33 protein-coding genes are annotated in these 25,420 nt (G+C 62.4%); 18 read left to right on the top strand and 15 right to left on the bottom strand.

What is annotated here, in order from left to right; all coding sequences use genetic code 11:
• Nucleotides 1-56 precede the first annotated feature (56 nt).
• The 3 genes from BM216_RS19895 to BM216_RS19885 all read left to right on the top strand — a co-directional run bounded on the left by BM216_RS19895 (nt 57) and on the right by BM216_RS19885 (nt 2,035).
• Entirely contained in the window at nt 57-914 is an 858-nt protein-coding gene (locus BM216_RS19895) for an AraC family transcriptional regulator (RefSeq protein ID WP_093000944.1), read from the top strand.
• Between the two features lie 141 nt (nt 915-1,055).
• On the top strand, nt 1,056-1,736 hold the full coding sequence (locus tag BM216_RS19890) for an AzlC family ABC transporter permease (protein WP_244530244.1): 681 nt from the start codon (nt 1,056-1,058) through the stop codon (nt 1,734-1,736).
• A complete protein-coding gene (locus BM216_RS19885; protein WP_093000942.1) occupies nt 1,733-2,035 on the top strand; it encodes an AzlD family protein in 303 nt (100 codons plus the stop codon). Before BM216_RS19890 ends, BM216_RS19885 begins: the two co-directional genes overlap by 4 nt.
• Nucleotides 2,036-2,069: 34 nt before the next feature.
• Here the strand turns inward: BM216_RS19885 and BM216_RS19880 are convergent, their stop codons facing one another.
• Complete coding sequence (locus BM216_RS19880) at nt 2,070-2,798, bottom strand: TetR/AcrR family transcriptional regulator (RefSeq protein ID WP_093000941.1); 729 nt, start codon at nt 2,796-2,798, stop codon at nt 2,070-2,072.
• A 158-nt stretch (nt 2,799-2,956) separates the two neighbouring features.
• Between BM216_RS19880 and BM216_RS19875 the strand changes: the two genes are divergently transcribed.
• The 9 genes from BM216_RS19875 (at nt 2,957) to BM216_RS19835 (ending at nt 8,005) form a co-directional block, all read left to right on the top strand.
• The gene (locus tag BM216_RS19875) at nt 2,957-3,910 is read left to right on the top strand and encodes a homocysteine S-methyltransferase family protein (RefSeq protein ID WP_093000940.1); all 954 of its coding nucleotides are present in this window, start codon (nt 2,957-2,959) and stop codon (nt 3,908-3,910) included.
• A gap of 10 nt (nt 3,911-3,920) precedes the next feature.
• A complete protein-coding gene (locus BM216_RS19870) occupies nt 3,921-4,133 on the top strand; it encodes a hypothetical protein (RefSeq protein WP_093000939.1) in 213 nt (70 codons plus the stop codon).
• A gap of 77 nt (nt 4,134-4,210) precedes the next feature.
• Nucleotides 4,211-5,155: an allantoinase PuuE gene (puuE, locus tag BM216_RS19865; RefSeq protein ID WP_093000938.1), complete on the top strand. Its 945-nt coding sequence runs from the start codon at nt 4,211-4,213 to the stop codon at nt 5,153-5,155.
• The gene (gene uraD / locus BM216_RS19860; RefSeq protein ID WP_093000937.1) at nt 5,152-5,649 is read left to right on the top strand and encodes a 2-oxo-4-hydroxy-4-carboxy-5-ureidoimidazoline decarboxylase; all 498 of its coding nucleotides are present in this window, start codon (nt 5,152-5,154) and stop codon (nt 5,647-5,649) included. Before puuE ends, uraD begins: the two co-directional genes overlap by 4 nt.
• A 72-nt stretch (nt 5,650-5,721) precedes the next feature.
• On the top strand, nt 5,722-6,012 hold the full coding sequence (locus BM216_RS19855) for a nucleotidyltransferase family protein (protein WP_093000936.1): 291 nt from the start codon (nt 5,722-5,724) through the stop codon (nt 6,010-6,012).
• Nucleotides 6,009-6,371 carry a HepT-like ribonuclease domain-containing protein gene (locus BM216_RS19850; protein ID WP_093000935.1) on the top strand — a complete coding sequence of 121 codons (363 nt, stop codon included), beginning with the start codon at nt 6,009-6,011 and terminating at the stop codon, nt 6,369-6,371. The genes BM216_RS19855 and BM216_RS19850 overlap by 4 nt, the downstream gene beginning before the upstream one ends.
• A 25-nt stretch (nt 6,372-6,396) precedes the next feature.
• Complete coding sequence (locus BM216_RS19845) at nt 6,397-6,891, top strand: ureidoglycolate lyase (protein WP_093000934.1); 495 nt, start codon at nt 6,397-6,399, stop codon at nt 6,889-6,891.
• Complete coding sequence (gene uraH, locus BM216_RS19840) at nt 6,888-7,244, top strand: hydroxyisourate hydrolase (RefSeq protein WP_093000933.1); 357 nt, start codon at nt 6,888-6,890, stop codon at nt 7,242-7,244. Before BM216_RS19845 ends, uraH begins: the two co-directional genes overlap by 4 nt.
• Nucleotides 7,244-8,005: a metallophosphoesterase family protein gene (locus tag BM216_RS19835; protein ID WP_093000932.1), complete on the top strand. Its 762-nt coding sequence runs from the start codon at nt 7,244-7,246 to the stop codon at nt 8,003-8,005. The genes uraH and BM216_RS19835 overlap by 1 nt, the downstream gene beginning before the upstream one ends.
• Here the strand turns inward: BM216_RS19835 and BM216_RS19830 are convergent, their stop codons facing one another.
• Both BM216_RS19830 and BM216_RS19825 read right to left on the bottom strand, forming a co-directional pair.
• On the bottom strand, nt 8,006-8,410 hold the full coding sequence (locus BM216_RS19830) for a type II toxin-antitoxin system HicB family antitoxin (RefSeq protein ID WP_093000931.1): 405 nt from the start codon (nt 8,408-8,410) through the stop codon (nt 8,006-8,008).
• Nucleotides 8,411-8,412: 2 nt separating this feature from the next.
• Nucleotides 8,413-8,601 carry a type II toxin-antitoxin system HicA family toxin gene (locus tag BM216_RS19825; protein WP_093001013.1) on the bottom strand — a complete coding sequence of 63 codons (189 nt, stop codon included), beginning with the start codon at nt 8,599-8,601 and terminating at the stop codon, nt 8,413-8,415.
• Between the two features lie 113 nt (nt 8,602-8,714).
• Here BM216_RS19825 and BM216_RS19820 point away from each other — a divergent pair, with 113 nt between their 5' ends.
• Complete coding sequence (locus tag BM216_RS19820) at nt 8,715-9,476, top strand: hypothetical protein (RefSeq protein WP_093000930.1); 762 nt, start codon at nt 8,715-8,717, stop codon at nt 9,474-9,476.
• Nucleotides 9,477-9,482: 6 nt separating this feature from the next.
• On the opposite strand, the gene BM216_RS19815 is transcribed toward BM216_RS19820, so the two are convergent.
• From BM216_RS19815 to BM216_RS19805, 3 genes are all read right to left on the bottom strand, one after another.
• Entirely contained in the window at nt 9,483-10,376 is an 894-nt protein-coding gene (locus BM216_RS19815) for a TIGR03571 family LLM class oxidoreductase (RefSeq protein ID WP_093000929.1), read from the bottom strand.
• Nucleotides 10,377-10,396: 20 nt separating this feature from the next.
• A complete protein-coding gene (locus BM216_RS19810; protein WP_093000928.1) occupies nt 10,397-11,542 on the bottom strand; it encodes an alpha-hydroxy acid oxidase in 1,146 nt (381 codons plus the stop codon).
• An 83-nt stretch (nt 11,543-11,625) separates the two neighbouring features.
• Nucleotides 11,626-12,570: an MYG1 family protein gene (locus tag BM216_RS19805; protein ID WP_093000927.1), complete on the bottom strand. Its 945-nt coding sequence runs from the start codon at nt 12,568-12,570 to the stop codon at nt 11,626-11,628.
• A 326-nt stretch (nt 12,571-12,896) separates the two neighbouring features.
• On the opposite strand from BM216_RS19805, the gene BM216_RS19800 reads away from it, so the two are divergent.
• Nucleotides 12,897-13,328 (top strand): cupin domain-containing protein, encoded by a 432-nt coding sequence (locus BM216_RS19800; RefSeq protein ID WP_177230844.1) that lies wholly within the window; start codon nt 12,897-12,899, stop codon nt 13,326-13,328.
• Between the two features lie 44 nt (nt 13,329-13,372).
• On the opposite strand, the gene guaD is transcribed toward BM216_RS19800, so the two are convergent.
• Nucleotides 13,373-14,680, bottom strand: coding sequence for a guanine deaminase (guaD, locus tag BM216_RS19795; protein ID WP_093000925.1), 1,308 nt, complete (start codon nt 14,678-14,680; stop codon nt 13,373-13,375).
• Nucleotides 14,681-14,731: 51 nt separating this feature from the next.
• A complete protein-coding gene (gene puuD / locus BM216_RS19790; RefSeq protein ID WP_093000924.1) occupies nt 14,732-15,961 on the bottom strand; it encodes a urate hydroxylase PuuD in 1,230 nt (409 codons plus the stop codon).
• A 365-nt stretch (nt 15,962-16,326) separates the two neighbouring features.
• Between puuD and BM216_RS19785 the strand changes: the two genes are divergently transcribed.
• Complete coding sequence (locus BM216_RS19785) at nt 16,327-17,142, top strand: alpha/beta fold hydrolase (RefSeq protein WP_093000923.1); 816 nt, start codon at nt 16,327-16,329, stop codon at nt 17,140-17,142.
• A gap of 79 nt (nt 17,143-17,221) precedes the next feature.
• Here the strand turns inward: BM216_RS19785 and BM216_RS19780 are convergent, their stop codons facing one another.
• The 3 genes from BM216_RS19780 to BM216_RS19770 all read right to left on the bottom strand — a co-directional run bounded on the left by BM216_RS19780 (nt 17,222) and on the right by BM216_RS19770 (nt 20,134).
• Nucleotides 17,222-17,980: an SDR family NAD(P)-dependent oxidoreductase gene (locus BM216_RS19780; RefSeq protein WP_093000922.1), complete on the bottom strand. Its 759-nt coding sequence runs from the start codon at nt 17,978-17,980 to the stop codon at nt 17,222-17,224.
• Nucleotides 17,981-18,142: 162 nt separating this feature from the next.
• A complete protein-coding gene (locus BM216_RS19775; RefSeq protein ID WP_093000921.1) occupies nt 18,143-19,042 on the bottom strand; it encodes a helix-turn-helix domain-containing protein in 900 nt (299 codons plus the stop codon).
• Nucleotides 19,043-19,138: 96 nt separating this feature from the next.
• Nucleotides 19,139-20,134 (bottom strand): ABC transporter substrate-binding protein, encoded by a 996-nt coding sequence (locus BM216_RS19770; RefSeq protein WP_093001012.1) that lies wholly within the window; start codon nt 20,132-20,134, stop codon nt 19,139-19,141.
• Between the two features lie 448 nt (nt 20,135-20,582).
• Between BM216_RS19770 and BM216_RS19765 the strand changes: the two genes are divergently transcribed.
• Entirely contained in the window at nt 20,583-20,912 is a 330-nt protein-coding gene (locus tag BM216_RS19765) for a hypothetical protein (protein ID WP_093001011.1), read from the top strand.
• Here the strand turns inward: BM216_RS19765 and BM216_RS19760 are convergent.
• Entirely contained in the window at nt 20,906-21,814 is a 909-nt protein-coding gene (locus tag BM216_RS19760; RefSeq protein ID WP_093000920.1) for a LysR substrate-binding domain-containing protein, read from the bottom strand. The genes BM216_RS19765 and BM216_RS19760 overlap by 7 nt on opposite strands.
• A 142-nt stretch (nt 21,815-21,956) precedes the next feature.
• Between BM216_RS19760 and BM216_RS19755 the strand changes: the two genes are divergently transcribed.
• Complete coding sequence (locus BM216_RS19755) at nt 21,957-22,190, top strand: hypothetical protein (protein ID WP_093000919.1); 234 nt, start codon at nt 21,957-21,959, stop codon at nt 22,188-22,190.
• A 16-nt stretch (nt 22,191-22,206) separates the two neighbouring features.
• On the opposite strand, the gene BM216_RS19750 is transcribed toward BM216_RS19755, so the two are convergent.
• Nucleotides 22,207-23,154: a LysR substrate-binding domain-containing protein gene (locus tag BM216_RS19750; RefSeq protein ID WP_348272007.1), complete on the bottom strand. Its 948-nt coding sequence runs from the start codon at nt 23,152-23,154 to the stop codon at nt 22,207-22,209.
• A 175-nt stretch (nt 23,155-23,329) separates the two neighbouring features.
• Here BM216_RS19750 and BM216_RS19745 point away from each other — a divergent pair, with 175 nt between their 5' ends.
• The gene (locus BM216_RS19745) at nt 23,330-23,593 is read left to right on the top strand and encodes a hypothetical protein (RefSeq protein ID WP_093000918.1); all 264 of its coding nucleotides are present in this window, start codon (nt 23,330-23,332) and stop codon (nt 23,591-23,593) included.
• Here BM216_RS19745 and xdhC read toward each other — a convergent pair.
• Both xdhC and BM216_RS19735 read right to left on the bottom strand, forming a co-directional pair.
• The gene (xdhC, locus tag BM216_RS19740) at nt 23,567-24,409 is read right to left on the bottom strand and encodes a xanthine dehydrogenase accessory protein XdhC (RefSeq protein ID WP_093000917.1); all 843 of its coding nucleotides are present in this window, start codon (nt 24,407-24,409) and stop codon (nt 23,567-23,569) included. The two genes, BM216_RS19745 and xdhC, sit on opposite strands and share 27 nt — an antisense overlap.
• 247 nt (nt 24,410-24,656) lie before the next feature.
• A complete protein-coding gene (locus BM216_RS19735; protein ID WP_093000916.1) occupies nt 24,657-25,361 on the bottom strand; it encodes a DUF899 family protein in 705 nt (234 codons plus the stop codon).
• Nucleotides 25,362-25,420 lie beyond the last annotated feature (59 nt).

Here is a 25,420-nt window from a genome sequence, read left to right as displayed (position 1 = left end):
TACAGGCCGTCACTTTTATTCAAGAACCGCCCGGCGAAAAATGCTAGGCAATCGCGATGGACAATATCTCGCAGGAACGGGCGACGGAGTACATGCCTCTGGCGGAAGCGGAAAACACCCGCTTCTGGCGCGATAGCCGTTTCGGCGGAATGGAATGCCTTGCCGCAACATTCCTAACTCACGAGTTCGCGCCTCACGCGCACGACACGTTCGGCATCGGGACGATCGAGAAGGGCACGCAACTCGTGACGATCCGCGGTGAGCGGGGAGCTGCCGGACCCGGCGACATCTACCTGATGAACCCCGGCGTGATCCACGATGGCGCACCCCGCAATGGCGGATACCGCTACCGGATGATCTATCCGGACCTGTCACTGCTTCGCGAAATCCTCGAGGATGCGACCGGCAAGCCGGTCCATGGCACGCCTGCCTTCGGTCGGCAGGTGCTGCGCGACGAAACGCTTTCTGCGGCCTTTCACCAGGCGCATCTGACGCTGGAGGCCGGTGTAGGCGCCCTGGAAACCAGCCAGGCGATGTTCCAGGTGCTCGGTGCGCTGTTCTACCGCCACGGCAGCGCGATCATCGTGCCGACGGATACGGCCGAGAAGAGCGCCGTTTCCCGCGCCCGCGACTATCTGGTCGAGCATTATGCCTCGGATATCGGGCTGGAAGAACTGGCGGCGGTTGCCGGTCTCAGCCGAGCCCATCTCATCCGCGCCTTCCGACGTGAATTCCATATAACGCCCCATTCCTTCCTGACGGATCTGCGCATCCGCCAGGCGCGTCGCAGTCTGCGCGAGGGCGGTCAGCCGGCGGCGATCGCATTCGAATGCGGCTTTGCCGACCAGGCGCATTTCACCCGCCATTTCAAGGCGCGTACCGGCCTGACCCCGGGCCAATACCGCGCCCGCTGACGGCCCCCTCGGGCGTTAGGCGCGTTTCTTCTTTCCTGCTACCGATCACTTTCGTTCAAGACCTAGCTGGCCGGCGCAGCTATCACGGCCGGCGCAATGGGAGCCTTGTTCTACGTGACCGAAACCAATCGTCTTCAGGAAATGCTTGGCGGCATGCGATCCATCGCGCCGCTTATCGCCGCCGTCATCCCGATCGGTCTCGTCTTCGGGACGGTCGCGGCCACCAAGGGACTTTCGACCACTGAGGCCGGATTGATGAGCGCGCTGGTCTTTGCCGGCGGCTCGCAATTCGTGGCGATGGATATCTGGACCCATCCCGCCGCCTGGGCGAGCCTCGGCCTGGCGGCGCTGCTGGTCAATATACGTCACGTGCTGATGAGTGCGTCACTGGCTGCACGGATGCAGGCATTCTCGCCTCGCGCCCGTGCCGTCTCGATGCTCTTTCTGGCAGACGAGATCTGGGCGATGGCCGAATTTCGGGCCCGTGTCGCAAGGCTGACACCCTTCTGGTTCTTCGGGCTTGCGGCACCGTTCTATCTCGCCTGGGTGCTGTCCAGCCTGGCCGGGGCGATGCTCGGCGCCTTGCTTGGCGATCCGGCGGTGATCGGCCTGGACTTCGCCTTTCCGGCCGTCTTCATCGTGCTGGTCATGGGATTCTGGAAAGGGGCTGATACCGGTGCAATCCTGATCGCTAGTGCTGCGGCCGCGGTCTTCGTGCAGCATTTCGTTCCGGGCGTCTGGTATATCGCCGCCGGAGCGCTTGCCGGGCTCGTCACCGCTCTCGTTGCCGCCGGGCGCAAAGAGGGGTGCGTCGAACAATGACCGTCGAACTCTCAAGCTTTCTCGCCATCCTGGCAATGGCAGCCGCGACCATGCTCACCCGGCTGAGCGGGCTGTTCCTGCTTCGTCACGTCTCGCTTGAAGGTCCGCTCCGTGCGGCAATCGAGGCCATTCCGCCAGCCGTGCTGATGGCGGTCGTCGCGCCCACGGCATTGGCTACCGGCATTGCCGAGACGATCGCATGCCTCGTTACCGCGCTGGCCGCCTTCCGGCTGCCGATGCTGGCCGCCGTCGGCCTCGGGGTGACCTGCGTGGCACTCCTCCGGGCCGTCGGCCTTTAGCGGGGCGATTTCTGCTCGTGCCAATAGGCAGCATTCATGCCGCGCGGTCGTGTGTCGGCTGACCAAAGAGAAGCTTGATATAGGAGCGGTAGGTCAGGACCTGCCGCTCCAGTTGCGTCGAGTCGTTCAGCACCTTGGACATGATGATGGCACCGTCGAATGTGCATGACAGCATGGTGGCGAGATCCCGGAGGTTGACCGGCTCCTGCGGCGGGTAAGTGGCGGAGATTTCCTCCAGATAGCCGAGGAAGCGCTCGTTCCACGACGAGACCGAGCTGGCGTTGAGCGCATGAACCTCGCGGTCGAACAGTCTCTCCTGATAGCAGATCGAGGCGATGACGCAGCCGGGATGGATGCCCGGCAGGTCACGCGCCAGTTCGGACAAAAGTTTCAGGCTGATGAGAAAGGCCTGCAGCGGATCGTCCGCCAGTTCACGTCCGCGGCCGAAAATGTCGTCGAAGATACGGTCGTTCTCGGCGACGTAGCGGCGCAGCATTTCATGCGCGAGCTCGTTCTTGTCGCGGAAATGGTAGAAGAACCCGCTCTTGGTGATGCCTGCCTCGGCAATCACCTCTTCGATCGAGGTGGCGCCGAAACCCTTGGAAAGCACGGAGATCTGCGCGACTTCGAGGATCCGCTCGCGGGTCGCTTCGCCCTTGCTCGATGCGCGGGCCTCAGTCTGCGCATGGAAAAACTGTACCGGCGGTACGATTTTGTCGTCGCCCGCGCCATCGCTGATCAGAACGTCTGTCTTCTGGGACATGCCATCCCCCTGAATGATTTCGCCTTTTCGGAAACGATCCGGGCTGTACCGCAGGCCGCGTAGATCGAAGCAGCTTCCAGGCGCAAAACACTGAGGCAGATCGCAGCCTGCGGAAGTGCCCGCATTGCGCCTGCACTATCATATCACAGGAGATGACGATGAAAAACGATCGCCAGAGCCTGCCGCATCTCGGGGAGGAGATATTTCTGACCGATGGCGGGCTGGAGACCACGCTGATCTTCCACCACGGCCTCGAATTGCCGCATTTTGCTTGCTTTCCGCTGCTGGACGACGCGAAGGGTCGGGCCGAGCTGACCGCCTATTACGAGCCCTATCTCGCGATTGCGCGCGACCACGGCCGAGGTTTCATTCTCGACACGCCGACCTGGCGTGCCAATCCGGACTGGGCCGAAAAGCTCGGCTATGATCTTGCTGCCCTGCGGGCACTCAACATCCGCTCTGTCGAGTATATCGCTGACCTGCGTCGCGCCTGGCAGAAGCCCGGCACGCGCATCCTGTTGAACGGCGCGATCGGTCCGCGCGGCGACGCCTACCAGCAGGGTCAGATGAGCACTGCCGAGGCCGAGAAATATCACGCCCACCAAATCGGTGCCTTCGCCGAGACAGAGGTCGACATGGTGACGGCCCTGACCCTCAACACGACCGAAGAGGCTATAGGCATCATCCGCGCGGCAAAGGCGGTGGGTCTGCCCGTCGTGATCTCGTTCACGGTCGAGACGGACGGCAGGCTCGCCAACGGCATGTCGCTTGAGGAGGCGATCGAAACCACGGACGCCATGACCGGTTCGACCGCTGCCTATTACATGATCAACTGCGCCCATCCGAGCCATTTCGATCACGTGCTCGGCGGCGACGCCGAATGGCTGCGGCGCATCGGCGGCATCCGCGCCAACGCTTCGGCGAAAAGCCATGCGGAGCTCGACGAATCCACCGAACTCGATATCGGCGATCCGCAGGACCTCGGACGGCGCTATGCGAGGCTGACGGCGCGCTATCCTTCAATGCGGGTGCTCGGTGGCTGCTGCGGCACCGACCACCGCCATGTCGCCGCCATCTGCGAGGCATGCGCGCCGCGCGCCGCGGCTGAATAGGGAGGAGGCCATGACCATGTTTCTGCTTTCATCCGCCCGCTCGGCAGCGCTTTCGGTATTTGCGATCGTGCACCGAAATCGGCACGCCGAAGACCATGCGCCGATCCTGCCCAATGGATGGGTGACATTCTCCTCGGCCCGGGAACTCGACGACTACATGTTGAGCGACATAGGACTGAGCGACGGGGTCTATCGCCGCCCCCGCGACGATCGCTTCGACTGATCGCCACACGCAAGTTTGCATCTCGACATCTGCGGAAGCGGTGCGCTACCGTCGCCGCAGATGCCAGAGGTGGAAGAATGCCGATAACCATAAGGGACTATCCGCGCGATCTCGTCGGCTACGGCCGCAACATTCCCGATCCAAGATGGCCGGGTGGTGCCAATGTCGCCGTGCAGTTCGTCATCAATTACGAGGAGGGCGGCGAAAGCTCTATCCTCGATGGCGATGCAGCCTCGGAAAACCTCCTGTCGGAAATCGTCGGCGCCGCGCCCTGGCCGGGGCAGCGCAACCTCAACATGGAATCGATCTACGAATACGGCTCGCGCGCCGGCTTCTGGCGGCTCTGGCGGCTGTTCACCGAATTGAAGATGCAGTGCACCGTCTATGGCGTGACGCTCGCCATGGCGCGCAACCCGGAAGCCGTCGCGGCGATGAAGGAAGCGGGCTGGGAGATCGCGAGCCACGGCTATCGCTGGCTCGAATACAAGGATTTCCCGGAAGCCAAGGAACGCGAGCATATTCTCGAAGCTGTCCGTCTCCACACCGAACTCGTCGGCGAGCGGCCCTATGGGATGTACCAGGGAAAGCCTTCCGACAACACGCTGAAGCTGGTGATGGAGGAGGGCGGTTTCCTCTATTCCTCCGACAGTTATGCCGACGATCTGCCCTACTGGGTGCCGGGTCTCGACGGCAAGCCCTTCCTGATCATTCCCTACACGCTCGAAACCAACGACATGCGGTTCGCCACCCCGCAGGGCTTCAATGCCGGCGATCAGTTCTTCACCTATCTGAAGGACGCCTTCGACACGCTCTATCGGGAAGGTCAGGAAGGCAGCCCGAAGATGATGTCGGTCGGCCTGCATTGCCGCCTCGTCGGCCGCCCCGGCCGCATCGCGGCGCTGCGCCGCTTCATGGAATATGTGCTCTCCCACGACAAGGTCTGGGTGCCGCAGCGCATCGAGATCGCGCGCCATTGGCATGAACATCATGCTTCGCATAACGGATTGCGGGGCAAGCCATGACGGCGCGCGCGGATTTTGTCTCCGCTTTCGGTGGAGTGTTCGAACATTCTCCCTTCATCGCCGAGCGGGCCTATGATGGCGGGCTGATCTTCGTGCCGCTGACGGCGAAGGGCGTACATTCGGCCATGGTCGGCGAATTCCGCAAGGCAAGCGCAGAGGAGCGGCTCGGCGTGCTGCGCGCCCATCCCGATCTCGCCGGCAAGCTCGCGATCGCCGGCGAGCTGACGGAAGACAGCAGGCTGGAACAGGCCGGCGCCGGGCTCGACCGGCTGAGCGCCGCCGAACATGCACGCTTCACCGAACTCAACGCGGCCTATACGGAAAAATTCGGGTTTCCCTTCATCATCGCCGTCAAGGGTCTCGGCAAGGACGACATTCTTGCCGCCTTCGAGACCCGCGTTGCCAATGGCGTCGAGGCCGAGTTCGCCACCGCCTGCACCCAGGTGGAGCGGATCGCGCTTCTGCGGCTGCTGACGCTTTTACCGGAGCGATGAAGAGCGGCAGAGCCGCCGCTTTTCCAAGCTCAATCATTCACCTATATTGTTTTTCCGGGGAGTGATGTTGCCATGAGACCGTCGGAAGTGCTGGAGAAGAACCGCGAGGCGATCCGCGAAGCGACAAAGCGCTTCAATGCGGCAAACCCGCGTGTCTTCGGCTCCGTCGCGCGTGGCGAGGATCGGGCCGATAGCGATATCGACATTCTGGTGGATGCGCTGCCGGGTACGACGCTTTTCGACCTTGGAGGCTTGCAGGATACGCTTGAAACCCTGCTCAAGGTCAGGGTCGATCTGGTTACGTCGGGCGGCATCCGCAAGTCGATGCGTGATCGCATCCTCTCCGAGGCCGCGCCTATATGACGACGGATAGGCTTCGTGAATATCTCGATCGCATGCACGAGGCCGCCGAAAAGGCCTGCGCCTTTCTCGCGGATATGCCCGAAGACCGGTTCCTGGCCGACGAGCGTACCCAGATGGCAGTGGGCATGGCGCTTGTGCTGATCGGCGAAGCCGCCGGCCGCATCATGACCCATCATCCGAATTTTCCTGTCGAGCATCCGGACATTCCGTGGTCGAAGATCCGCGGCATGCGAAATCTGGTGACTCACGATTATTACGAGGTCGAGCTTCCGGTCGTCTGGCACACCGTGAAAACATCTCTTCCCAGTCTGATTTCCGATCTTGATTCCCTGCGCAACTGGCATGCGCAAGGCGAATGATAATCTAATTAACCAAGGGCCCACCGTGACCGAATCCCTCGAAATCCTGCCCCTCACCAGCCAAGCTTTCGCGCCCTACGGCGAGGTGATCGAAGCCGATCCGGCGACGATGCGGCTGATCAACAATGGCACGACCGAGCGCTATCATGCGGTGGCCGCACCGGTCGGCGTCGGGGACAGGCTGATCTTCAACATCTTCCGCGGCCAGCCGCGGCAGTTTCCCTATTCGCTCGGCATGATGGAACGCCACCCCTATGGCAGCCAGAGTTTCATGCCGCTTTCGGGCCGGCCGTTTCTTGTCGGCGTCTCGGCGGATGAAGGCGGCCGCCCGGGAAAACCGCAGATATTCCTGGCGCGGACCGATCAGGGCGTGAACTATTTCGCCAATACCTGGCACCATCCGCTGATGGTGCTGAGTGAGGTCAGCGACTTCCTCGTCGTCGACCGCGACAATACCGGCGCCAACCTGCAGGAATTCGTCTTCGATACGCCCTATCTGATTGCGGAGCCTTCCCTATGACCGGCCTCACGACCCATGTGCTTGATACGGCGAGCGGCGCGCCAGCCCAGGGGATGGTGATCGATCTCTACCGCATCGAAGGCGAGGGCCGGAAGAAGCTCAAGTCGGTAACGACCAATGCCGACGGTCGCGTTGATGGCGGCCCGATCCTGATCGATGCCAGCTTCGTCGTCGGAACCTACGAGCTCGTCTTTCACGCGGGCGATTACCTGCGTGGTCGTGGTGTCCCGCTGACCGATCCGGCCTTCCTCGACGTCATCCCGATCCGCTTCGGCATCTCCGACACGACGGCGCATTACCACGTGCCGTTGCTCATCTCGCCCTATGGCTATTCGACCTATCGGGGCAGCTGATGCGTTTTGCCGCGATCGCCGACATTCACGGAAATTGCGCGGCGCTGCAGGCCGTGCTGGACGATGTCGCAGCACTCGGCATTCGCGACATCGTCAATCTCGGCGACTGTTTCAGCGGCCCGTTGGAGGCTGATCGCACCGGCGACCTCCTGCTGCTGCTCGACATGGCCGGTACGATGACCGTGCGCGGCAACCACGATCGCTACCTCCTCGAAAAGACCGCCGACCAATTGCAGTCGCTGGGCGCTTTGTCGGACGCGCATGCCCATCGCCAGATGGCATCCCGGCATTTCGACTGGCTGCGCAAACTGCCCTTCAGCCTGGTCTGGCGCGACGAGATCTTTCTCTGCCACGCGACGCCGAAGGACGACAATCTCTACTGGCTCGAGACCGTATCGCCCGATGGCCATGTCACGCTTCGCCCGCAGGACGAGATCGAGGCGCTCGCCGAAGGCATCGACCAGCCGCTGATCCTCTGCGGCCATAGCCATATCCCGCGCATGGTCGCGCTTGCCGACGGACGGCTGATCGTCAACCCCGGCAGCGTCGGCCAGCCCGCCTATGACGACGACGCGCCCTACTACCATAAGGTCGAGACCGGCCACGCCATGGCGTCTTACGCAATCATCGAGAAGACCGAGGCCGGCTGGTCGCCGACATTCCAGACCGTGCGCTACGACCACATGGCCATGTCACGCCTCGCCGCCGACAACGGCCGCGCCGAATGGGCCAGCGCGCTAGCGACAGGGCGGGTCTCCTGATTAAGCCGCGCTGCTCCGCTCGATCTCATGTCGAGCAGCACGTGCAAGAAAGCCGGAGCGTGAGAGGCCATTGGCTTCCGCAAAAGCGTCGATCGTATGCAGCACGTCTTCGGGCAGCGTGATGTTCACGCGAACCGCCTTGGTCGCCTGTGTCTTCAAGCTAACAAGTATCGCAACGCCATCCCGGTTGCTCTCGTCGGTCATGACTCTTTCGAGGCTTGACGGTTCGGGGATGGCCTCTCCGTCATCGGTCATTCCATCGACGTGAAAGGCAAGCGCCTCCTCGGCCATCTCGCGTGCTTCGTCCAGCGTCCTGCCGGCGGTCACGGCCCCGGGGAAATCAGGAAAGGAGACACCGTAATCGCTGTCGGCTTCCTTGTGGATCAGGCCTATGTAGTTGGTCATGCTCACCTCAGTTTCAGCCCCGCCTGCTTTTCGATGCTCCGCAACGTCCCGATCGGAATATCGCGCTTGGGATGTGGGACCGTCACGCGCCCGGGCTTGGTCGGATGCTTGAATTGGACATGGCTGCCCTTCTGAGCCACTTCAATCCAGCCCTCCCTGCGCAGCAGCGCAATCATCTCGGCGCTTTTCATGGATTGAATATTATGCACATTCATACACAATAGCAAGTTGCCGGTCTGTCACGGAAACCATTCGGCAAGGCTTCGCCGCGATACTCCAGTCCGATTCGACAGGAGATGATTCCATGGCCCAGTCCCGCGCAAAATCAGGATCGAGACGCAAGAGCACAAAGCGTTCGCCGGCCCGGTCGGGATCGTCCTTCTGGCCCTGGATGACGGCGCTTGTCGTGATCGGTGGTGGTATCGCGGTCTATGACAACTTTGCGCCGGCGAGGCGCTTCGTCGCCAGCCTGACGGCGGACAAGCCGGTCCGTACCGCCACACGCGAAGAGACGCGGGAAAAATTGGCGCCGTCGCGTCCGCATTCGGTCACTCCGCAGCGCAATTCCGGTCCCGTTCCGCCACGCCCGGTCGGCGCGCCCGACCGCACGCAGACGGCGGCGATCATTCCGCCGGCGCCGGTCGGCAAGCCCGGTCTGGATGTCGCCCGCTCCGAGCCGGCAGCGCGCAGCGGCGATACGCTCGCCGGATCCTACAATGCGAAATTCTTCCTCTGCGGCACCGCCAAGCAGGACGATTGCGTCGTCTCGGCCGATCGTTTCGTCTTCCACGGCGAGAAGATCAGGCTCGTCGGCGTCGAGGTGCCGGATATCAAGAAACCCCATTGCGAGGCCGAGCGCATCAAGGCGAGCGACGCGAAGCTGCGCGTGCGCGCCTTCCTCGATTCCGGCCCGTTCGATCTCGTCTCCTGGCAGGGCAATGACGCGGAGGTCGAAGGCCACAAGCTGCGCGACGTGACCCGCAACGGCCGTTCGCTGGCGGATGTTCTGGTCAACGAGGGGCTGGCAAAACGTCCCGGTCAGGGCAAGGGCGGCTGGTGCGGCTGAGGTTCGTTAGCCCACGGACAGCCGAGGCAGTACATCACGGGCGATGATCCGCAGATCGGCCAGCGCCTTGTCGCGGTTGACCGCAAGATTGAGCGCTACATGATGCACGCCGAGATCGCGCAGATCGGTCAGCGCCCGGTATAGCCCGTCTGGACCGGTCCGATATCCGAGATTGATTTCTTCGGCTTTGTCGCCGGTCATGTCTACGAGATCGAGCGCCATGGCCTGGCCGAGCCCGCGAAACTCCCGGGTCGACCGGGAAACGGCATTGTGCCACAGGGCGATGCGATCCTTCTGTGCGGCAAGCGGCCGGTGATAGGTCATCCAGGCGAAGGCGTTCCTGGCGATCCATTCCAGCGATTGGGAGGACGACCCTACGGCGACAAGCGGCATGGGCCGTCCGCTGCGTGGTCTCAGCTCGAACTCGGTCCCGCCATCCACCTGTCCGTCCAGTGCCGAGGCGAGTTCCGCCCAATTGGCGCGAAACAGCTCGCGCCGTTCATCGACGTAGCGGCCGAAGGCGGAAAATTCCGAGGGGCGGTCTCCCGAGCCGAGACCGAGCAGGAAACGTCCTGACGAGAGAGCGTCCATCGACAGCGCAGCCTTGGCGATATGCAGCGGATGGCGCAGCGGCAGGACGATTGCGCCGGTCGCCAGGGTGATCGATCGGGTGGAGGCCGCGAGTGCACCAAGCAGAACCCATGGGTCGGAATGACCGACGGGATCGGGATAGGAGGCGCTGTTCAGCGGCACGTCACGCACCCACAGCGCCGAAAAGCCAAGCTCGTCGGCGCGTGCTGCCAGTTCCCGCTGCAGGCCGAAATCGATGTCCCGCCCGCCGTCCCGCGGCTGGATGGGCAGCACGATCCCGACCGTCAGCTTTCCCGCTTGAAACAGCATTCGCCGGCAACCGCCTTCCGTCAGAACTGCGCGCTGGCGATGATGTTGCGGCCGCAGTCGCGGATATCGCGCTTGCCGCAGAGCGCCATGGTGATGTCCATCTCCTTGCGGATGATCTCTAGTGCTGCCGTCACGCCCGGCTTGCCGAGTGCGCCGAGGCCGTAGAGGAAGGGGCGGCCGATATAGGTACCCTTGGCGCCAAGCGCCACCGCTTTCAGCACGTCCTGGCCGGAGCGGATGCCGCCGTCGAAATGGACCTCGATCCGCTCGCCGACGGCGTCGACGATCTTCGGCAGCATCGAGATCGAGGAGGGGGCGCCGTCGAGCTGGCGGCCGCCGTGGTTGGAGACGATGATCGCGTCGGCGCCGGTATCGGCCGCGGCGCGGGCGTCTTCCTCGTCCAGGATGCCCTTGATGATCAGCTTGCCGCCCCACAGATCCTTGATCCAGCGGATGTCGTCCCAGGAAAGCTGCGGGTCGAACTGTTCCGCTGTCCAGGCCGACAGCGACGAGAGGTCGGAGACATTGGTGGCGTGGCCGACGATATTGCCGAAGCCGCGACGTTTGGTCTGCAGCATTTCAAGGCACCATTGCGGCTTTGTGGCAAGCTGCATGGCGGTGTTCAGCGTCCATTTCGGCGGGGCGGACAGGCCGTTGCGCAGGTCCTTGTGGCGCTGGCCGAGGATCTGCAGGTCGGCGGTGACAACCAGCGCAGAGCAATTGGCAGCCTTTGCGCGGTCGATCAGCCGCTCGATGAAGCCGCGGTCCTTCAGCACGTAGAGCTGGAACCAGAAGGGCTTTGACGTCACCGAGCGCACGTCCTCGATGGAGCAGATGCTCATGGTCGACAGCGTGAAGGGCACGCCGAATTCTTCCGCTGCCTTAGCCGCCAGCATCTCGCCATCGGCATGCTGCATGCCCGTCATCCCGGTCGGCGCCAGTGCCACGGGCATGGCAGCCTTCTCTCCAACCATGGTGGTCTCAAGCGAACGGTTCGTCATGTCGACCAGCACCCGCTGGCGCAGCTTCACCTTGCCAAAGTCCTCCTCGTTTGCCCGGTAGGTGCCTTCGGTCCAGGCGCCGCTGTCGGCATAGTCGAAGAACATTTTCGGCACGCGACGACGGGCAAGAGTCTTGAGGTCTGCAATGGTAAGCGGCTTCGACATGCGGTCATCTTCCTCCAAAAATGAAGTTAGACGACTAGCACATCAGAGCGTATCTGCCAGCGGAATGTTGTGCCGGCTGCCGGTCAGGCGCCTGCTTCTGCTGGCGTCGTTGCGGCCAGCGCTTCGGCGACGGCGATGTCGGCCATGGCAAGTGCGGCCTCGCGGCTCCTGGCGGCTGCGATGAAGCGGGCATTGTGGCAGAAGCTGGCGCCCTTGACGCCGCTTGCGGCCTCCAGGTCGCCATTGGTCAGCCCCGCCCATGCGGCCGGCAGATCGGCGCGTGCCTCGAAGCCTTCGTCGCCGCGGCGGATGGTGGTGAGGCACCAGTCCTTGTCGCCGCGCGGGTGCACGACGAACAGGAGATGATCGGCGCCGGCCTTCACGACAGCGGGTCGGAAGGGCATGCCCATCGGCAGTTCCAGAACATGACCGGATCCGGCCTTCTCGATCGCCTTCAGCACGAGTGCCTCGGCGCGCAGCTTGGCTGCCTGACCGGCGATCCTCGCCTCGACGAAACTGCGGGCGATGCCAAGTGCGGTATGAAAACCACGCGTTTCCGCTTGCGGGTCGGTCTCGTCGAAAACCGGCTTCAGGGTTTCCAGCAAGGCTGGAAGGGTCAGGCCGGCGAGCGGCCCCGAGGGGCTGAGCGCGCCGTTGTCCGTAAGGTCGATCGGCAGGACGAAGCCTGCGTCGAAGGACGCGTGAAGCTGATCGACATGCTCCTCGGGGACATTCGAGGCTGCAAGATAGTCACGGCCGAAATGTTTCCAGATCAAGCCGAAGGAACTGTAGGGCTGGGCGTCGTCACGCAGAGGCGCGCCACGCTGGTGGTGATCGAACACACCGGCTTCGGCATCATAGGCGCCGCCGACATCGTAGATGACGCGATCGGGGCCGGGCGTGATCCATTCCGGCGCGCGGCTGCGCACCAGTTTCGCGTTCGGGAAAAGCCTCGTCAGGATGACGCTCGACAGAAGCTCGTCGGCATGAAAGCCACCGGAATGGGTGACGAGGTAGTCTGGGGTCATGCCGAGGGCCGCCTTCGTTGGTGATCGGGTCCGTTTGTGGGTTCCCGTGATAGCCATTCGCGCGCGCCTTCTCAATATGGCAGCGCTGGAAAGCCCTGTTTTCAGGAATATTGGGTAAATGCGACGCGTCCGCCGGCGCGCTGCAGCGGTTCCGGCGGGTCAGCTGATGGCAATCGATGGGTTTGCCGAAGGCGACCAATTTGAATTGTAACCTTTTGATGCCGCGCGAAAACACGGTTGCAGAATTCGGTTGGGAGACATCCTGCCTGTCGGTGATCGGCAGCATCTCGCTGGCCGTAATCTGGCGCGATCAAAGGAGAGGAACCATGATCAGGAAATTGCTGCTGGCTTTCGGTCTCATTGTGCTGCCGGCCTTCGCCTATGGGGAGACACTGCTCCCGAAGAAGCTTTCACAGGAAGAGATTGCCGCAGCGGTCGATGCCCGCAAGACAGTCGATCAGAGTGCCGAAGGTTACAAGGACATCATCATAAACAGATCGGCCGACCAGGCGTTCGAAAGCGGCATCTTCGTTTCCGGGCCGACGCGTGCGGAGGCTTCTGCGCCGGGCGGCTATGGGAACGACGAGTTCATGTACTTCATTTCCGGCGAGGCGACCCTGACATCTGCCGATGGCTCGACGACGACGGTTAGGGCCGGCGAAGGGATGACCGTTCCCAAGGGATGGGTCGGCGTGTTCGAGACAAAGGGCTATACCAAGCTCTACGTCGCCTATTACGGCCAGAAAGCGGAACAGTAGAAGCCTAGGTCCATAGCGTCCGGAAGAGAACGGTCACAGCCCGGCTAGGCGACGGGCTTCATCGCCACGCCCGCGACATAGGTCTCGACCACCGCGCGATCGTCTCCCATGGTCTGCATGAGGAAGAGCTCTTCCGGCAGCGTCTTCACCGTCTCCATCCTGAGCTTCATCGCGGGCGTCGTTGCTGCGTCGAGTACAACGAGATCGGCCATCGTGCCCACGTCGAGCGTGCCGATCTCGGTCTCCATCGACAACGCCTCGGCATTGCCGCGGGTCATCAGGTAGAAGCTTTCCAGCGGGTTCAAACGTTCGCCCAGCAATTGCTGGATCTTGTAGGCCTCGTCCATGGTCTTCAGCATCGAATAGCTCGATCCGCCGCCGATATCGGTGGCGACAGAGACGCGCACAGGCTTTTCCCGCCGCATCAGCGCCTTCAGCGGAAACAGACCGGAGCCGAGGAAGAGATTGGAGGTCGGGCAGTGGACCGCGATCGAGCCGGCTTCCGCCAGCGCATCCGTCTCCCGCTCCGACAGGTGGATCGCGTGGCCGAGCAGCGTCTTCTTGCCGAGCAGCCCGTGGCGGGCATAGATGTCGGTATAGTCGGTCGCTTCGGGGTAGAGTTCGCAGGTATAGCGGATCTCGTCGTGGTTTTCCGACAGATGCGTCTGGATGAACAGGTCCGGAAATTCCTCCACCAGCGCCTGCGCGGCCTTCATCTGGCCCGGCGTCGAGGTGATGGCGAAGCGCGGCGTGATGGCGACGTGGTTGCGGCCCTTGCCGTGCCATTGTTCGATCACGGCGCGGGTCTCGTCATAGCCCATTTCCGGGGTGTCGAGCAGGCCCTGCGGCGCGTTGCGGTCCATCATCACCTTGCCACCGACCATGCACATGTTGCGCTTCATGGCTTCTGCAAAGAAGGCGTCGGCGGAGGTCTTGTGGACCGAGCAATAGGCGACGGCGGTCGTCGTGCCGTGACGCAGGAACTCGTCGTAGAAATGCGTGGCGATACGGGCGGCATGGTCGCTTTCGACGAAGCGGCATTCCTCGGGGAACGTATAGGTGTTCAGCCATTCGAGCAGGTTCGCGGCATAAGAGGCGATCACCTGCATCTGCGGGAAATGCACATGCGTGTCGATGAAGCCGGGCAAGATCAGGTGCGGGCGATGATCGATCTCCGTTACATCCTCGGACGCATCTGCCTTCACGGCAGCGTAGTCGCCAACCGCGGCGATGCGGCCGTCGTCACCGACCAGCAGGCCGCCGTCATGCTCGTAGGAATAGCTCTCGCTGTCGGTCAGCGACTGCGGCGCGCGCTTGAAGGAGAGAAGGCGTCCGCGGATGAGTGTGGTCATTGCAAATCCTGTTTCGGCAGATCGTATTTCTGGGCGTTTATTTCAAAGCGCCTATTTCGACGCGACTGCGCTTTCATACCACGCGGTCAGCAGTCGCCGCTCCTCGGGCGAGATGTCGGTGACATTGCCCGGTGGCATGGCGTGGCTTCGTCCGGCCTGGATGTAGATCTCGCGGGCGTGGGAGGCAATCTCCGCATCGGTCTCCAGCTTTACCGATTTCGGCGTGAAGGTAATACCCTCCCAGACCGGCTCGGTGGCATGGCACATCGAACAGCGGGCCTGCACGACATCGCGGGCGGCGGTGAAATGGGCGTCGGCCGCGAACTTCTGCTGCACCGACGTCATCGATGTTTCCATCTCGCCTGTCAGCACTTTCGGCACGGTGGACAGCCACATGATCAGGATGAAGAGGATCACCGTCACCAGCCATGTCCAGGTCGGCTTGCCCTTCCTGGCATGGGTCGTGTTGAACCAGTGCCGGATCGTCACGCCCATCAGGAAGACGAGCGCGGCGATCACCCAGTTGAACTGGGTCGCAATGGCCAGCGGATAATGGTTCGACAGCATGAAGAAGATGACGGGCAGCGTCAGGTAGTTGTTATGCAGCGAACGCTGCTTGGCGATCTTGCCGTATTTGGCGTCCGGGGTGCGCCCCGCGATCAGGTCGGCAACGACGATCTTCTGGTTCGGGATGATGATCATGAAAACGTTGGCCGACATGATCGTTGCAGTGAAGGCACCGAGATGCAGGAAAGCGGCGCGGCCGGTGAAAACCTGCGTATAGCCCCAGGCCATCGCGACAAGCACGATATAGAGCAGGATCATCAGGCCCCAGGTATTGTTGCCGAGCGGCGACTTGCAGAGCTGGTCATAGACGATCCAGCCGACCGCCAGCGAGGCGAGCGACAGACAGATCGCCTGCCAGGGTTCCAGATCCATCACGCTGCGGTCGATAAGGAAGAGATCGGCGCCGCCATAATAGACGATGCACAGCATCAGGAAGCCGGAGAGCCAGGTAAAATAGCTCTCGTATTTGAACCACGTCAGGTGCTCCGGCATCTGCGCCGGTGCGACCAGATATTTCTGGATGTGGTAGAAGCCGCCGCCATGGACCTGCCATTCCTCGCCATGGGCGCCCACGGGCAGATGCGGCCGTTTCACCAGCCCCAGATCGAGCGCGATGAAATAGAAGGATGACCCGATCCAGGCGATCGCGGTAATGACATGGAACCAGCGGGCCGCGAAGCTCAGCCACTCCCAGGCGATGGCATATTCATACATTCGGTCTTCCCCAGTTCCCCTGCCGACTCGCTAATGTGAGCAAAAAATCCGGACGTGGGAAGGGAGAGACGCAAGGACAGGGGAAAAATGCGCCTGCGCAGCGCCCGCCTTGCGCCGCTCCGCCATGGTTTCATCTGCAATCCTCGTGTCCGTGGCCTGACATCAACCGGCAATTTCCGGCGCAGAGTTTCCCGCATCGCTCGGACGGAGGTGCGGCGGGAGGCTTTCATCTGCGACCAGCTCGCCATTGTGCGCCGCTGCACCATGCGGCGGGGCGGGGTGCTGCGACTTCTCCGGATAACAGCTCATGCACCCTTCGAACGGTTACCCCAGAAGCATGTCGGTTGTCGGAAAGGACCTGGCAAATGCGCCAAACATTGAACAGGAAAATCGAGACATCCCAGGGACTTGTGTCGGTATCCGAAAGCTCCGGCGACGGTGCCGATGTCCTCTTCATTCACGGCAATTCGAGCGACAGCCGTGTCTTCCAGAAACAGTTCGACGATCTGAGCGCGCGTTCCCATCGCTTCATCGCCCTCGATCTGCCCGGCCACGGAGCATCGGACGATGCCACCAATCCATGGACCGGCTACACCAAGCGTGGTCTGGCGCTTGCGTGTCTTGAAGTGCTGGAGGCACTCCGTGTCGACCGGCCGCTTGTTGTCGGCTGGTCGCTGGGCGGCCATGTCGCGATCGAGATGCTTGCCCATTCGAAAGCATTTTCGGGTGTCATGATCGTTGGCACGCCGGCGATCGGCGACGACATGCGCGAAGGTTTTCGCGGCAACCCGTCCGGCAGCCTCGCCAGCCAGGCTTCGCTGACCCACGAGCAGGCGGCGCGGTTCGTGACGGGCATATTCGGTGAAAATGCGGAAGCCTTCATGGTCGAGGCGGTCCAGCGCACCGACAAGCGGTTTCGCCCGACGCTTTTCGATCCGGCGTCCCGAAGCGGCGACGCGAACCAGCGCGACACGGTCATGGTGTCCCAGGTGCCGATCGCCGTCGTCAACGGTGCCGACGACCCGATCGTCAACCTCGACTATGAGGAATCCGTGCCCTACGGCAATCTGTGGTCCGGCCGATGCTACCGTATCGCCAAGGCGACCCATGCGCCGTTCTGGCAGACGCCGGGCGAATTCAATCTGCTGCTGTCCCGCTTTGTCGATGATCTTGCGGCCTGACCGGCCGTTGCGGCGTGCTTTCGCCAGTTACATACGGGGAGGGAGGTCCGGCCGTCCATCGGTCGGGCCTCCCGGTGGCTCAGGCAATCTGGACGCTGAAGCCGCCGTCGACCATGAAGATCGAGCCGATCACGAAGCTTGCCCGGTCCGAGGCCAGGAAAGCGACAGCCTCGGCAATCTCGCGCGGCTCGGCCGAGCGGCCGATCGGCGCCGACTTGCCGTGCTCGGTCAGGAATTCCCGGCCATCGTCACGGAACGTGTCGAGCAGGTTGGTCACGACGTCGCCGGAGCCGACGGCGTTGACGCGGATGCCATGCGGTGCGACTTCCAGTGCCAGCGCCCGGGTTAACTGCGCCACCGCGCCCTTTGAGGCGGCATAGGGCGCAATGCCCGGAAAGGCGAAGAACGAGGCATAGGAGGCTATATTGACGATCGCGCCCTTGCCGTTGGGGATCATCGCCTTTGCCGCCTCGCGGGAGAAGAGGAAATAACCGGTGGCGTTGATCGCCATCACCTTTTCCCATTCCTCGCGCGTCGTATCGACGACATTGCGGTAGTTGATGTAACCAGCATTGTTGACGAGGATGTCGAGCGTGCCGAAGCGGTCGAGTGCCGTGGTGACGGCCTGCTCGGCGCTGCCGTCGTCAGTCACGTCCGCCGTCAGCGGCACCAGATTGTCGGATGCCATCCCGTAGACCGCATCGTTCTTGTCGACTGCTATGACCTTGGCACCACGCTCGACGAAGAGTTCGGCGATGCCACGGCCAATGCCACTGGCGGCACCGGTTACGATTGCCACCTTACCCCTGATTTCGTTCACCATTTCATTGTCAGCCATGATGGCCTCCTTTAGAAAAGCAATGAATATTGTGCTCTTGCTCCCAGACAGCGCGATCGCCGTCTGGAAGGTGAGTGGTGATTACGAAATCTGAGGAGAGGCTTCGCGCGGCAGCTTGCGGATACTATCGCGATCTTGCGGTGAACCGCATCGAGGCAGCGATCAGCTGCGGTATTCGCGCGGGGTTACGCCGATCTGGCGCTTGAACACGCGGGCGAAATGGCTGGGGCTCGCATAACCGAGGTCGAGCGCGATCGAGACGATGTTCATCTCGGTCTCCCGCAGCAGGCGGCGGGCCTTGGCGATCTTGAGCTGGATGAAATATTCCGATGGCGATGAGCCGGTCGATTGCTTGAACATACGCGAAAAATGATAGGGGCTGAGGCCGGCCTCTTCGGCGAGGCCTTCCAGGCTGAACGGTCGGTCAAGATTTGCCTCCATGACCTGCGTCACCCGCTGCAGCTTGAAAGCCGGTAACGCGCCGCGTTTGAGGGCGGGCGTGTTTCCGATATCGCCATAGTGCCGGACGATATGGATGGCGAGAGACTGCGCCAGCCCGTCGAGATACATCTCGCTTTTGTCGGCCGCCCTTTCAATCTCCGTCCTGATCATTTCCATCAGGCGTGACACCGTCTCGTCCCGCGCGCCCGAGACGTCCCGCAGATGAAAGCCATCCTCGGCCTGCCTGCCCCAGACCTCGGCCACGGCACGCTGGTAGATGCTCAGCCCGAGATAGAGATGCATAACGACGAAGCGCTCGCCGGGCATGGCCCGCCAGCGCATCTCGTAGGGTGTCGGGCTGTGGGTGAGGTAGAAACTGCCGGCCGATACGTCGCTGGCGGTCCAGTCGCCTTCGAATTCCCGCTCCTCGATACGCACCGCGCCGGACACGATCCAGACGAGCAACGGCTCGGCGACGGCCGGCACCATCAGCGAGCTTTCCGACGCCTCATGCGACAGGATCTGCACCGAGATGCTGCCCCATGCGGATGCGGCATTGCGGGTCAGCAGCGTCCCGTTGATGTGGTGCCGCAGTCCCTCGGGCGATGATAGCAGGTACATGCGGCGCTGCCGTGGTTGATGGGATACGCGCAGGAGATGTTGCGCGTATCGCCAAGTTCAAGAGCTTTGTTCAAGGGCTTTCGCCCGGGAGCCTTCTCAGAGCGCGGCCTTGACCTTCTCCGCGACCTCGGGGCTTACCCATTGGGTCCAGGTCTCGGGCATGGTTTCGAGGAAATGCCGCGCGGCATCCTCGTAGGTGCCCTGGTTGTCCGTCTGCCAGGCGAGGACGCTGTTGACCGTCGCATTGGCCCATTTGCGTTTCTTCAGGTACTCCATTGCCACGCCCGCCTCGTCGGCAAAACGCTTCGTCACGACGCTGTAGACTTCCGAAACCGGATAGGAATTGACCTTCGGTTCCGCGCAATCGATGACGGAGGTGCAGGCATCCCATTCGGCCTTGTCATGCTGCACGCCGAAGGACAGGCGCACCATCTCGTACTTGCCCAAGATCGCGGTCGGCGACCAGTAATAGCCGAGCCAGCCGGTCTTCTTCTCGAAGGCGCTGGCAATCGTGCCGTCTAGCGCCGCACCGGAACCGGTCTCGACGATCTCGAAGCCCTTCTCTTCGCCGTCGAGTGCGCGGAAGAGATTGCCGAGCGACGCCTGGCACTGCCAGCCGGGCGGGCAATTGTAGATCGCGCCCTTGGACGGGTCTTCGGAGGAGGGGAAGAGGTCCGGGCGTTCCAGCGCCTGCTGCACGGTCTTGATCTCGGTATGGGCGTCGGCGAGGAATTTCGGGATCCACCAGCCGTCCTGGCCGCCTTCCGACAGGATCTCGGCGGCGATCACCAGCCGGCCTTCGCCGACCGCCTTGTCGAGCGGCGTGCGCACCGCGTTGATCCACAGTTCCGGTGCGATGTCCGGCTGTCCCTTTTCATTCATCGAGGTGAAGGTCGGCAGCGTGTCGCCGCTGACCATCTCCACCGAGCAGCCGTAGCCCTCCTCGAGGATGATCTTGTCGACATTGGCCGCCACGCCGGCGGAAGCCCAGTTCATCTCCGCGATCGATACAGAGCCGCAATCGGCCCGGGCGCCGCTGGCGAAGGCGCTGAGCCCGGCTGCGAAGATCGCCGAGGCAAGGAGCTTGTTCATCATGGGTCTCCGATGAAGGACGTGCATTGAAATGACGGGGCCTAGTGCCACAGATCCGCTGCCGCGACATGTCGGTTTTGTGAAATCGGTACTTACCCACAGGAGATGGAAGAGTGCGGGTTGATCCGGCCGCGACAGCTCAAGCCTTGCGTTCCGATTAAATTGTTCCCGGCATGGAACCTGAAATCGCCCCGGGGAGTTCACCGTGCCGCAGTCTTAATATGAATAATTGCTAAAATATATTTTGGTGCATCGCAATATTTCGGGCTTAGCCGGCTAAGGCGACTCGCGTATTGTAGACATTGCAAATTCAACCGGCGGTGCCGGAGTATTGCGTCCAGCACGCTGCCGGGGATGGCATCCATCAACGGAGAACAGGCTGATGCCCAAACACAGGCGTTCTATTCTGACCGGTGCGATGATTGCGTTTGTATCCGGGCTAAGCGGCATGCCAGGGGGACTGGGAGTGGACATGTCCGCAAATGCCCATGAAGCCCATAGCCCGACCGGAATAAAATGGAAGTATGACGGCTACTGCTGCAACGGGGACGCCCATAGCGGCGACTGCCAGATGATCTCGACGCGCAATGTCCGGGTTACCAACCAGGGCTACGAGATTTCACTCGGCCCCGGCGACCACCGGATGATTACCAAGCCTCATCATTTCACCATGCCGCAGAGCGAGGCGCGCCGCTCCAAGGACGAGGAATATCACCTCTGCCTCTATCCGACCGAGGACACGTTGCGCTGTTTCTACGCGCCCGACATGAGCTACTGAGCGGTCCCGGTTTCCTTGTCCGGTAGTGTCTCTACTAGCCAGGTTCGGAAGGCCCTTATCTTGGGAATGTTGCGCCGGTTTTCGGGATAGGCGAGCCAATAATCGCGCCCGTCGTTCAAGGTGAGCGGGAAGGGCTGATAGAGGCGACCGGCGGCGATCTCGTCGGCAAAATGGCCCGGGTTCAAAATTGCGACGCCCTGGCCGGCGATGGCAATCTGCGCGTCCATTGCCTGCGTGCCGAATTTGTTGCGCGGAAAGCGCTCCAGCCCCGGGTCATCAATGCCCGCCGCCGAAAACCATTGCCGCCACCATGTGTCGCCGGCGCTGACGATCGGTAGTTTGAGCAGGTCGGCGGGCTCTTCGAGCGGCTCGAACTGCTCGGCGAGTTTCGGGCTCAACATCGGAGTGAAATCCATCCGCATGATCTTGTGAGCGCCCAGGCCGGGCCAGTCGCCCTTGCCCCAGCGGATCGCAACGTCGGCCTGTTCTCTGGTGAAGTCGATGACGTTGGATGACGTCTCGATCCTGACGGCAATCTTCGGATGCTTCAGCTGAAAGGCGCCGATATGGCGCGACAGCCATTGCTGGGCGAAGGTTGCTGTCGAATGGATGGTCAGCATCTCGCTCGTCTCGACGCCGACAGCAGCAAGGGCCTCATCCATGATGCCGAAGGCTTCTGAAATTCTGGGCGCCAGTTTCTCACCCGCGTCGGTCAGCGTCACCTGCCTCGGACGGCGCAGGAACAGAGGTTCGCCCAGCACGTCCTCCAGGAGCTTGATCTGATAGCTGACCGCCGTCTGGGTCATGCCCAGTTCTTCGCCGGCCTTGGTGAAACTCATGTGCCGTGCTGCCGCATCGAATGCCTTGAGGGCATTCAGCGGGACCTGTCTAGATCTCTTCATGGATAAGCTCTCTTGATCCATACAGACGGATGTTTCGTTGGAAAAGCAGCATAAACGAGCGCATCCTCCAATCATAGAGATCAATTCAGTCGATGTAGGCCTGCCAGAGTGGCGGCCGACGATGAAAAGAGGAGATGCGGCCATGACCCATGGTATGCGCACGGGCCTTCTGCGCCTGAAAGTTGGTAGTGAACATCTTTCCGCAATGCTGTTCGGCTTCGGCCGCGGGCAGGACGCCGTTGATGCCGAGGAGCTGAACGAGCACGATCTGCGCGACCTCGGGATGCTGGACGGACGTGTGTCGCCGAGCACCGTCGAACGCGTCGTGCGCCCGGATGCCTGGGATATCATCGAACACCCGCCGCGCTGGCTGTGAGAAGGATATCGTCGTCTCAGGCCGTCGTGCCAAGATCGGCATGGACGACGGCGCCCATGTCCTGACCCGCAAGGTCGGTTGCGATGGCGTCCTCGATCCAGCGCCTGAACGCGATCACCTTGCGTGCATTGCGCCGGGCCGGCGGGTAGGCCAGCCAATAGGTCTTGCCGTCGCCGATCGAGAGGTCGAAAGGCTGGACGAGGCGGCCCGATGCCAGCTCGTCGCGGAAAAAGAACGGGCTCAGCATCGCCACGCCGTGGCCCGAGATTGCCGCCCTTGCTTCCAGATCCTGCGCGCCCAGTGCATTGAGGTTGGTCGGCCTGATCAAGGCAGGGTCGATCCTGGCCTGTTCGAACCAATCCAGCCAGGTCCCGTCGATTTCCGAAATCCACGGCAGCTTGAGCAGATCGGCAGGTTCGCGCACGCCGCCGATCCCGGCCGCCAGATCGGGCGAGATCATCGGCGAATAGCGAAGCCGCATGAGGGGATGGCTCACCATCCCTTCCGGCGGCTCGGCCGAGATGCGGATGACGACGTCCGGCGTGCTGTTTGACTGGTCCGCCGCATCGATGAGGCGGACGAGACGGACGGTGATGCCGGGATATGCGGCCCTGAACGTGCCGAGGCGCGGCGACAGCCAGTGTGAGGCGAATGTCGGCGGAGACCTGATCTCCAGCGTTTCGCCCACGGCCTGTCGGGCATCGCTCACCGCATCCGAGAGAAGGGCGAAGGCGTCCGACACTTTGGGCAGAAGCCGCGCGCCTGTCTCCGTCAGCCGCAGCGCCCGCGGTTTGCGGATGAACACGGCATCGCCGAGAAACTCCTCCAGCAGCTTGATCTGGTAGCTGACGGCGGTCTGCGTCATGCCGAGTTCTTCGGCGGCGCGGGTGAAGTTTTCAAGCCGCGCCACGGCCTCGAAGACCCTCAGGGCATTGAGCGGGAAGCGGCGGGACAGTTTCACCATAACCTCTCTTTATCGGTGTCGGTTGTAATTGAATTGGAGTTCCTCTGCAATCTGGGGGATGTCTTCTTCGCCGACAGTGAGGTCCGACAGCGTCTCGTGCACGCCAGGTCTGTCTCTCGGGTTGGGCTTGCAAGCGACGCTATCGACGGTCTCAACACTCAATTTGGAGCGGGTCATGCTTTCCGAAGACACTTCTCCTATGCCGGTTTTGTCATCTGCAGGTTCAAAGCCCCGCCAATGGCCGGGCGGCCTTGCAAGGCGGGTGGTCGAGGGGCTCGGCCGGTTTCTCAAGCGGCTTCTGCTTGGTGGATATCCGCAGGCGCCGGAGCTTCCGGACGATTTGCGGGCCGATGTCGGCTTCGAGGCGCCGTTATACGAGCGGGAAGACGCGTTCTGGGAGGCGCGGCGTAACTCAGTCGGCCAATATCTGCCGTTCTGACAAGCGCTCGCGGGGCATCGCGGCCAGCTTGTGCAGCAGCTCGGCGGCAATGAGTGCCGCGATGACCGCCGGGCGCTTGTCCCTGACGGCCGAGCCGCCGACGGGCAGGACCAGCCTTGCCATCATCTCCTCTGCGTCTTCGCCAGGCTGTCGATCCAGCCAGTGGGCGAAAGTTGCACGTTTGGTGGCCGATCCGATCATGCCGACATAGGCGAGATCGGATCTCGCCAGCGCCTGCTGCGCGATCAGGAAATCCAGCGCATGGTCGTGGGTAAGAATGATTGCCGCCCCTCCGGGAGGAATGTCGGCGACGCAGGCTTCGGGCATGGCGGTCAGCCGGCGTGCCGCCTCTGATGGCAAGCCCTCAAGCGCTTCCGCACGGGTTTCGATCACCGTCACCGCAAAGGGAAGGGGGGCAAGCGCTCGTGCAAGCGCCAGACCCACATGGCCGGAACCGAACAGGAAGACGGATGGCCGGCTGTCGTCGTCATCCTGCAGGCGCCGTTCCAGCGTGTCGGCGACAGCAGGCGTGACAATGGCAAACGACAGCCTGGTGCGACCGCCGCAGCATTGGCCGATCTCAGGGCCGAGCGGGATCGTCATCACCGCTTCGCCGCCACCGGCAAGCATGGCCCGGGCATTGTCGATCGCCATGTATTCGAACTGTCCTCCGCCGATCGTTCCCCAGATCGCATTTTTTGCCACCAGCATGAACGTGCCCGCCTCGCGCGGCGTCGAGCCCCTGACCTCGACGAGTTCGACGAGGATGGTCTGTGAGTGAACGGCCAGGAAGGCAGCGAGCGAAATGTCGGACATTGCGAGATCATATCATCCCCGGAACGGGCATGCACTGGGGATCGATGGTCGACCTTTGCGCGAGCCGCCCGCCGCTTCTCTCGTATTGCCGCCGCCGCACCGGGCACCGCTTCCTTCGACGAGATGATCGCCCATACGGACAAGGCGCTTTACGAGGCAAAACGCGGTGGGCGCAACAGACTGGTCCGCGCAGACCTGCCGGAAACGGGCACTTGCGTCCTGATGCGGGGCGAAGACCTATCGCCTCTCAATAATCCAGCTTCGGATACCAGTCGTCGCCGCGACCTTCCGGCGTGAGATCGAGGACAGACCAGAGCGAGGCGATGTCGGGAGCCGTGCGCGGGTCCTGGCCGGGATCGGCCGCCGCGGCCGGCATTTCACCCGCCCAGAACAGCCGCACCTTGTCGCCGTCGCGCCGATAGACGGTGAGCGCCGGGTTCTCCGAGCCGTCGTCGTTCAGAAGACCAAGATCCTGCGCGAAGCTGTCGTCGACGGTCTGCAGGAAATCGAGATGGGACCAGCCGCGCTCTGCGGCAAAGGCCTTCTGCCGCTCGACGGGACTGCGGCCGAGGATCTTCAGTGCCACGCGCTGCCTGATATCCATCGCATTGCCGTTCACCGAGCCCAGCCAGTTGGTGCACATCGGGCAGGGGCGTTCTCGCTCCGGCCCGTACATCCAGAAATAGGTGACGAGTGTGTCGTGATCGCCGAACAGGTCGATCAGTGCCAGATCACGGCCGGTGCCGTCCTGGAAGCGGTAGTCCTTCTCGATGACAGGGCCGGGCGGCAGCGCCATGCGCTGCTCGGTCAGCTTGGTCATCTGCCGGCGGAACTCTATCTCGGCTTTCAGCAACTGTTCTCGGGCGCGGCTGTATTCTGGGCTCTCGCCGGGAAACGGCATGTGCCGCAGCCGGGCAAGGTCGGCTGCGGGCTTGAGGCTGGCGAAATCCATGGTCTCCTCCCTTGGTTTCCAGCATTTTCGAGCTTTCGGCATGTCGATGTCGCATCGAC

The sequence above is a fragment of the Rhizobium sp. NFR07 genome (assembly GCF_900111905.1).
Taxonomy (GTDB): domain Bacteria; phylum Pseudomonadota; class Alphaproteobacteria; order Rhizobiales; family Rhizobiaceae; genus Neorhizobium.
The sequence above is the reverse complement of the archived record's forward strand: the minus strand, read 5'-3'. Positions and strand labels throughout refer to the sequence as shown.

Bases quoted from the DNA above. Each gene is read 5' to 3' on its own strand.
- BM216_RS19885 (WP_093000942.1), top strand. From the start codon at position 1,733: ATGACCGTCGAACTCTCAAGCTTTCTCGCCATCCTGGCAATGGCAGCC.
- BM216_RS19815 (WP_093000929.1), bottom strand. From the start codon at position 10,376: ATGCTGTTTCAAGCGGGAAAGCTGACGGTCGGGATCGTGCTGCCCATC.
- BM216_RS19880 (WP_093000941.1), bottom strand. From the start codon at position 2,798: ATGTCCCAGAAGACAGACGTTCTGATCAGCGATGGCGCGGGCGACGAC.
- BM216_RS19850 (WP_093000935.1), top strand. From the start codon at position 6,009: ATGACGACGGATAGGCTTCGTGAATATCTCGATCGCATGCACGAGGCC.
- BM216_RS19895 (WP_093000944.1), top strand. From the start codon at position 57: ATGGACAATATCTCGCAGGAACGGGCGACGGAGTACATGCCTCTGGCG.
- puuE (WP_093000938.1), top strand. From the start codon at position 4,211: ATGCCGATAACCATAAGGGACTATCCGCGCGATCTCGTCGGCTACGGC.
- uraH (WP_093000933.1), top strand. From the start codon at position 6,888: ATGACCGGCCTCACGACCCATGTGCTTGATACGGCGAGCGGCGCGCCA.
- puuD (WP_093000924.1), bottom strand. From the start codon at position 15,961: ATGTATGAATATGCCATCGCCTGGGAGTGGCTGAGCTTCGCGGCCCGC.
- xdhC (WP_093000917.1), bottom strand. From the start codon at position 24,409: ATGTCCGACATTTCGCTCGCTGCCTTCCTGGCCGTTCACTCACAGACC.
- BM216_RS19800 (WP_177230844.1), top strand. From the start codon at position 12,897: ATGATCAGGAAATTGCTGCTGGCTTTCGGTCTCATTGTGCTGCCGGCC.
- BM216_RS19735 (WP_093000916.1), bottom strand. From the start codon at position 25,361: ATGGATTTCGCCAGCCTCAAGCCCGCAGCCGACCTTGCCCGGCTGCGG.
- BM216_RS19830 (WP_093000931.1), bottom strand. From the start codon at position 8,410: ATGACCAACTACATAGGCCTGATCCACAAGGAAGCCGACAGCGATTAC.
- BM216_RS19760 (WP_093000920.1), bottom strand. From the start codon at position 21,814: ATGAAGAGATCTAGACAGGTCCCGCTGAATGCCCTCAAGGCATTCGAT.
- BM216_RS19875 (WP_093000940.1), top strand. From the start codon at position 2,957: ATGAAAAACGATCGCCAGAGCCTGCCGCATCTCGGGGAGGAGATATTT.
- BM216_RS19820 (WP_093000930.1), top strand. From the start codon at position 8,715: ATGGCCCAGTCCCGCGCAAAATCAGGATCGAGACGCAAGAGCACAAAG.
- guaD (WP_093000925.1), bottom strand. From the start codon at position 14,680: ATGACCACACTCATCCGCGGACGCCTTCTCTCCTTCAAGCGCGCGCCG.
- BM216_RS19750 (WP_348272007.1), bottom strand. From the start codon at position 23,154: ATGGTGAAACTGTCCCGCCGCTTCCCGCTCAATGCCCTGAGGGTCTTC.
- BM216_RS19805 (WP_093000927.1), bottom strand. From the start codon at position 12,570: ATGACCCCAGACTACCTCGTCACCCATTCCGGTGGCTTTCATGCCGAC.
- BM216_RS19825 (WP_093001013.1), bottom strand. From the start codon at position 8,601: ATGAAAAGCGCCGAGATGATTGCGCTGCTGCGCAGGGAGGGCTGGATT.
- BM216_RS19810 (WP_093000928.1), bottom strand. From the start codon at position 11,542: ATGTCGAAGCCGCTTACCATTGCAGACCTCAAGACTCTTGCCCGTCGT.
- BM216_RS19780 (WP_093000922.1), bottom strand. From the start codon at position 17,980: ATGGCTGACAATGAAATGGTGAACGAAATCAGGGGTAAGGTGGCAATC.
- BM216_RS19765 (WP_093001011.1), top strand. From the start codon at position 20,583: ATGCCAGGGGGACTGGGAGTGGACATGTCCGCAAATGCCCATGAAGCC.
- BM216_RS19770 (WP_093001012.1), bottom strand. From the start codon at position 20,134: ATGAACAAGCTCCTTGCCTCGGCGATCTTCGCAGCCGGGCTCAGCGCC.
- BM216_RS19755 (WP_093000919.1), top strand. From the start codon at position 21,957: ATGACCCATGGTATGCGCACGGGCCTTCTGCGCCTGAAAGTTGGTAGT.
- uraD (WP_093000937.1), top strand. From the start codon at position 5,152: ATGACGGCGCGCGCGGATTTTGTCTCCGCTTTCGGTGGAGTGTTCGAA.
- BM216_RS19835 (WP_093000932.1), top strand. From the start codon at position 7,244: ATGCGTTTTGCCGCGATCGCCGACATTCACGGAAATTGCGCGGCGCTG.
- BM216_RS19775 (WP_093000921.1), bottom strand. From the start codon at position 19,042: ATGTACCTGCTATCATCGCCCGAGGGACTGCGGCACCACATCAACGGG.
- BM216_RS19855 (WP_093000936.1), top strand. From the start codon at position 5,722: ATGAGACCGTCGGAAGTGCTGGAGAAGAACCGCGAGGCGATCCGCGAA.
- BM216_RS19785 (WP_093000923.1), top strand. From the start codon at position 16,327: ATGCGCCAAACATTGAACAGGAAAATCGAGACATCCCAGGGACTTGTG.
- BM216_RS19745 (WP_093000918.1), top strand. From the start codon at position 23,330: ATGCTTTCCGAAGACACTTCTCCTATGCCGGTTTTGTCATCTGCAGGT.
- BM216_RS19890 (WP_244530244.1), top strand. From the start codon at position 1,056: ATGCTTGGCGGCATGCGATCCATCGCGCCGCTTATCGCCGCCGTCATC.
- BM216_RS19870 (WP_093000939.1), top strand. From the start codon at position 3,921: ATGACCATGTTTCTGCTTTCATCCGCCCGCTCGGCAGCGCTTTCGGTA.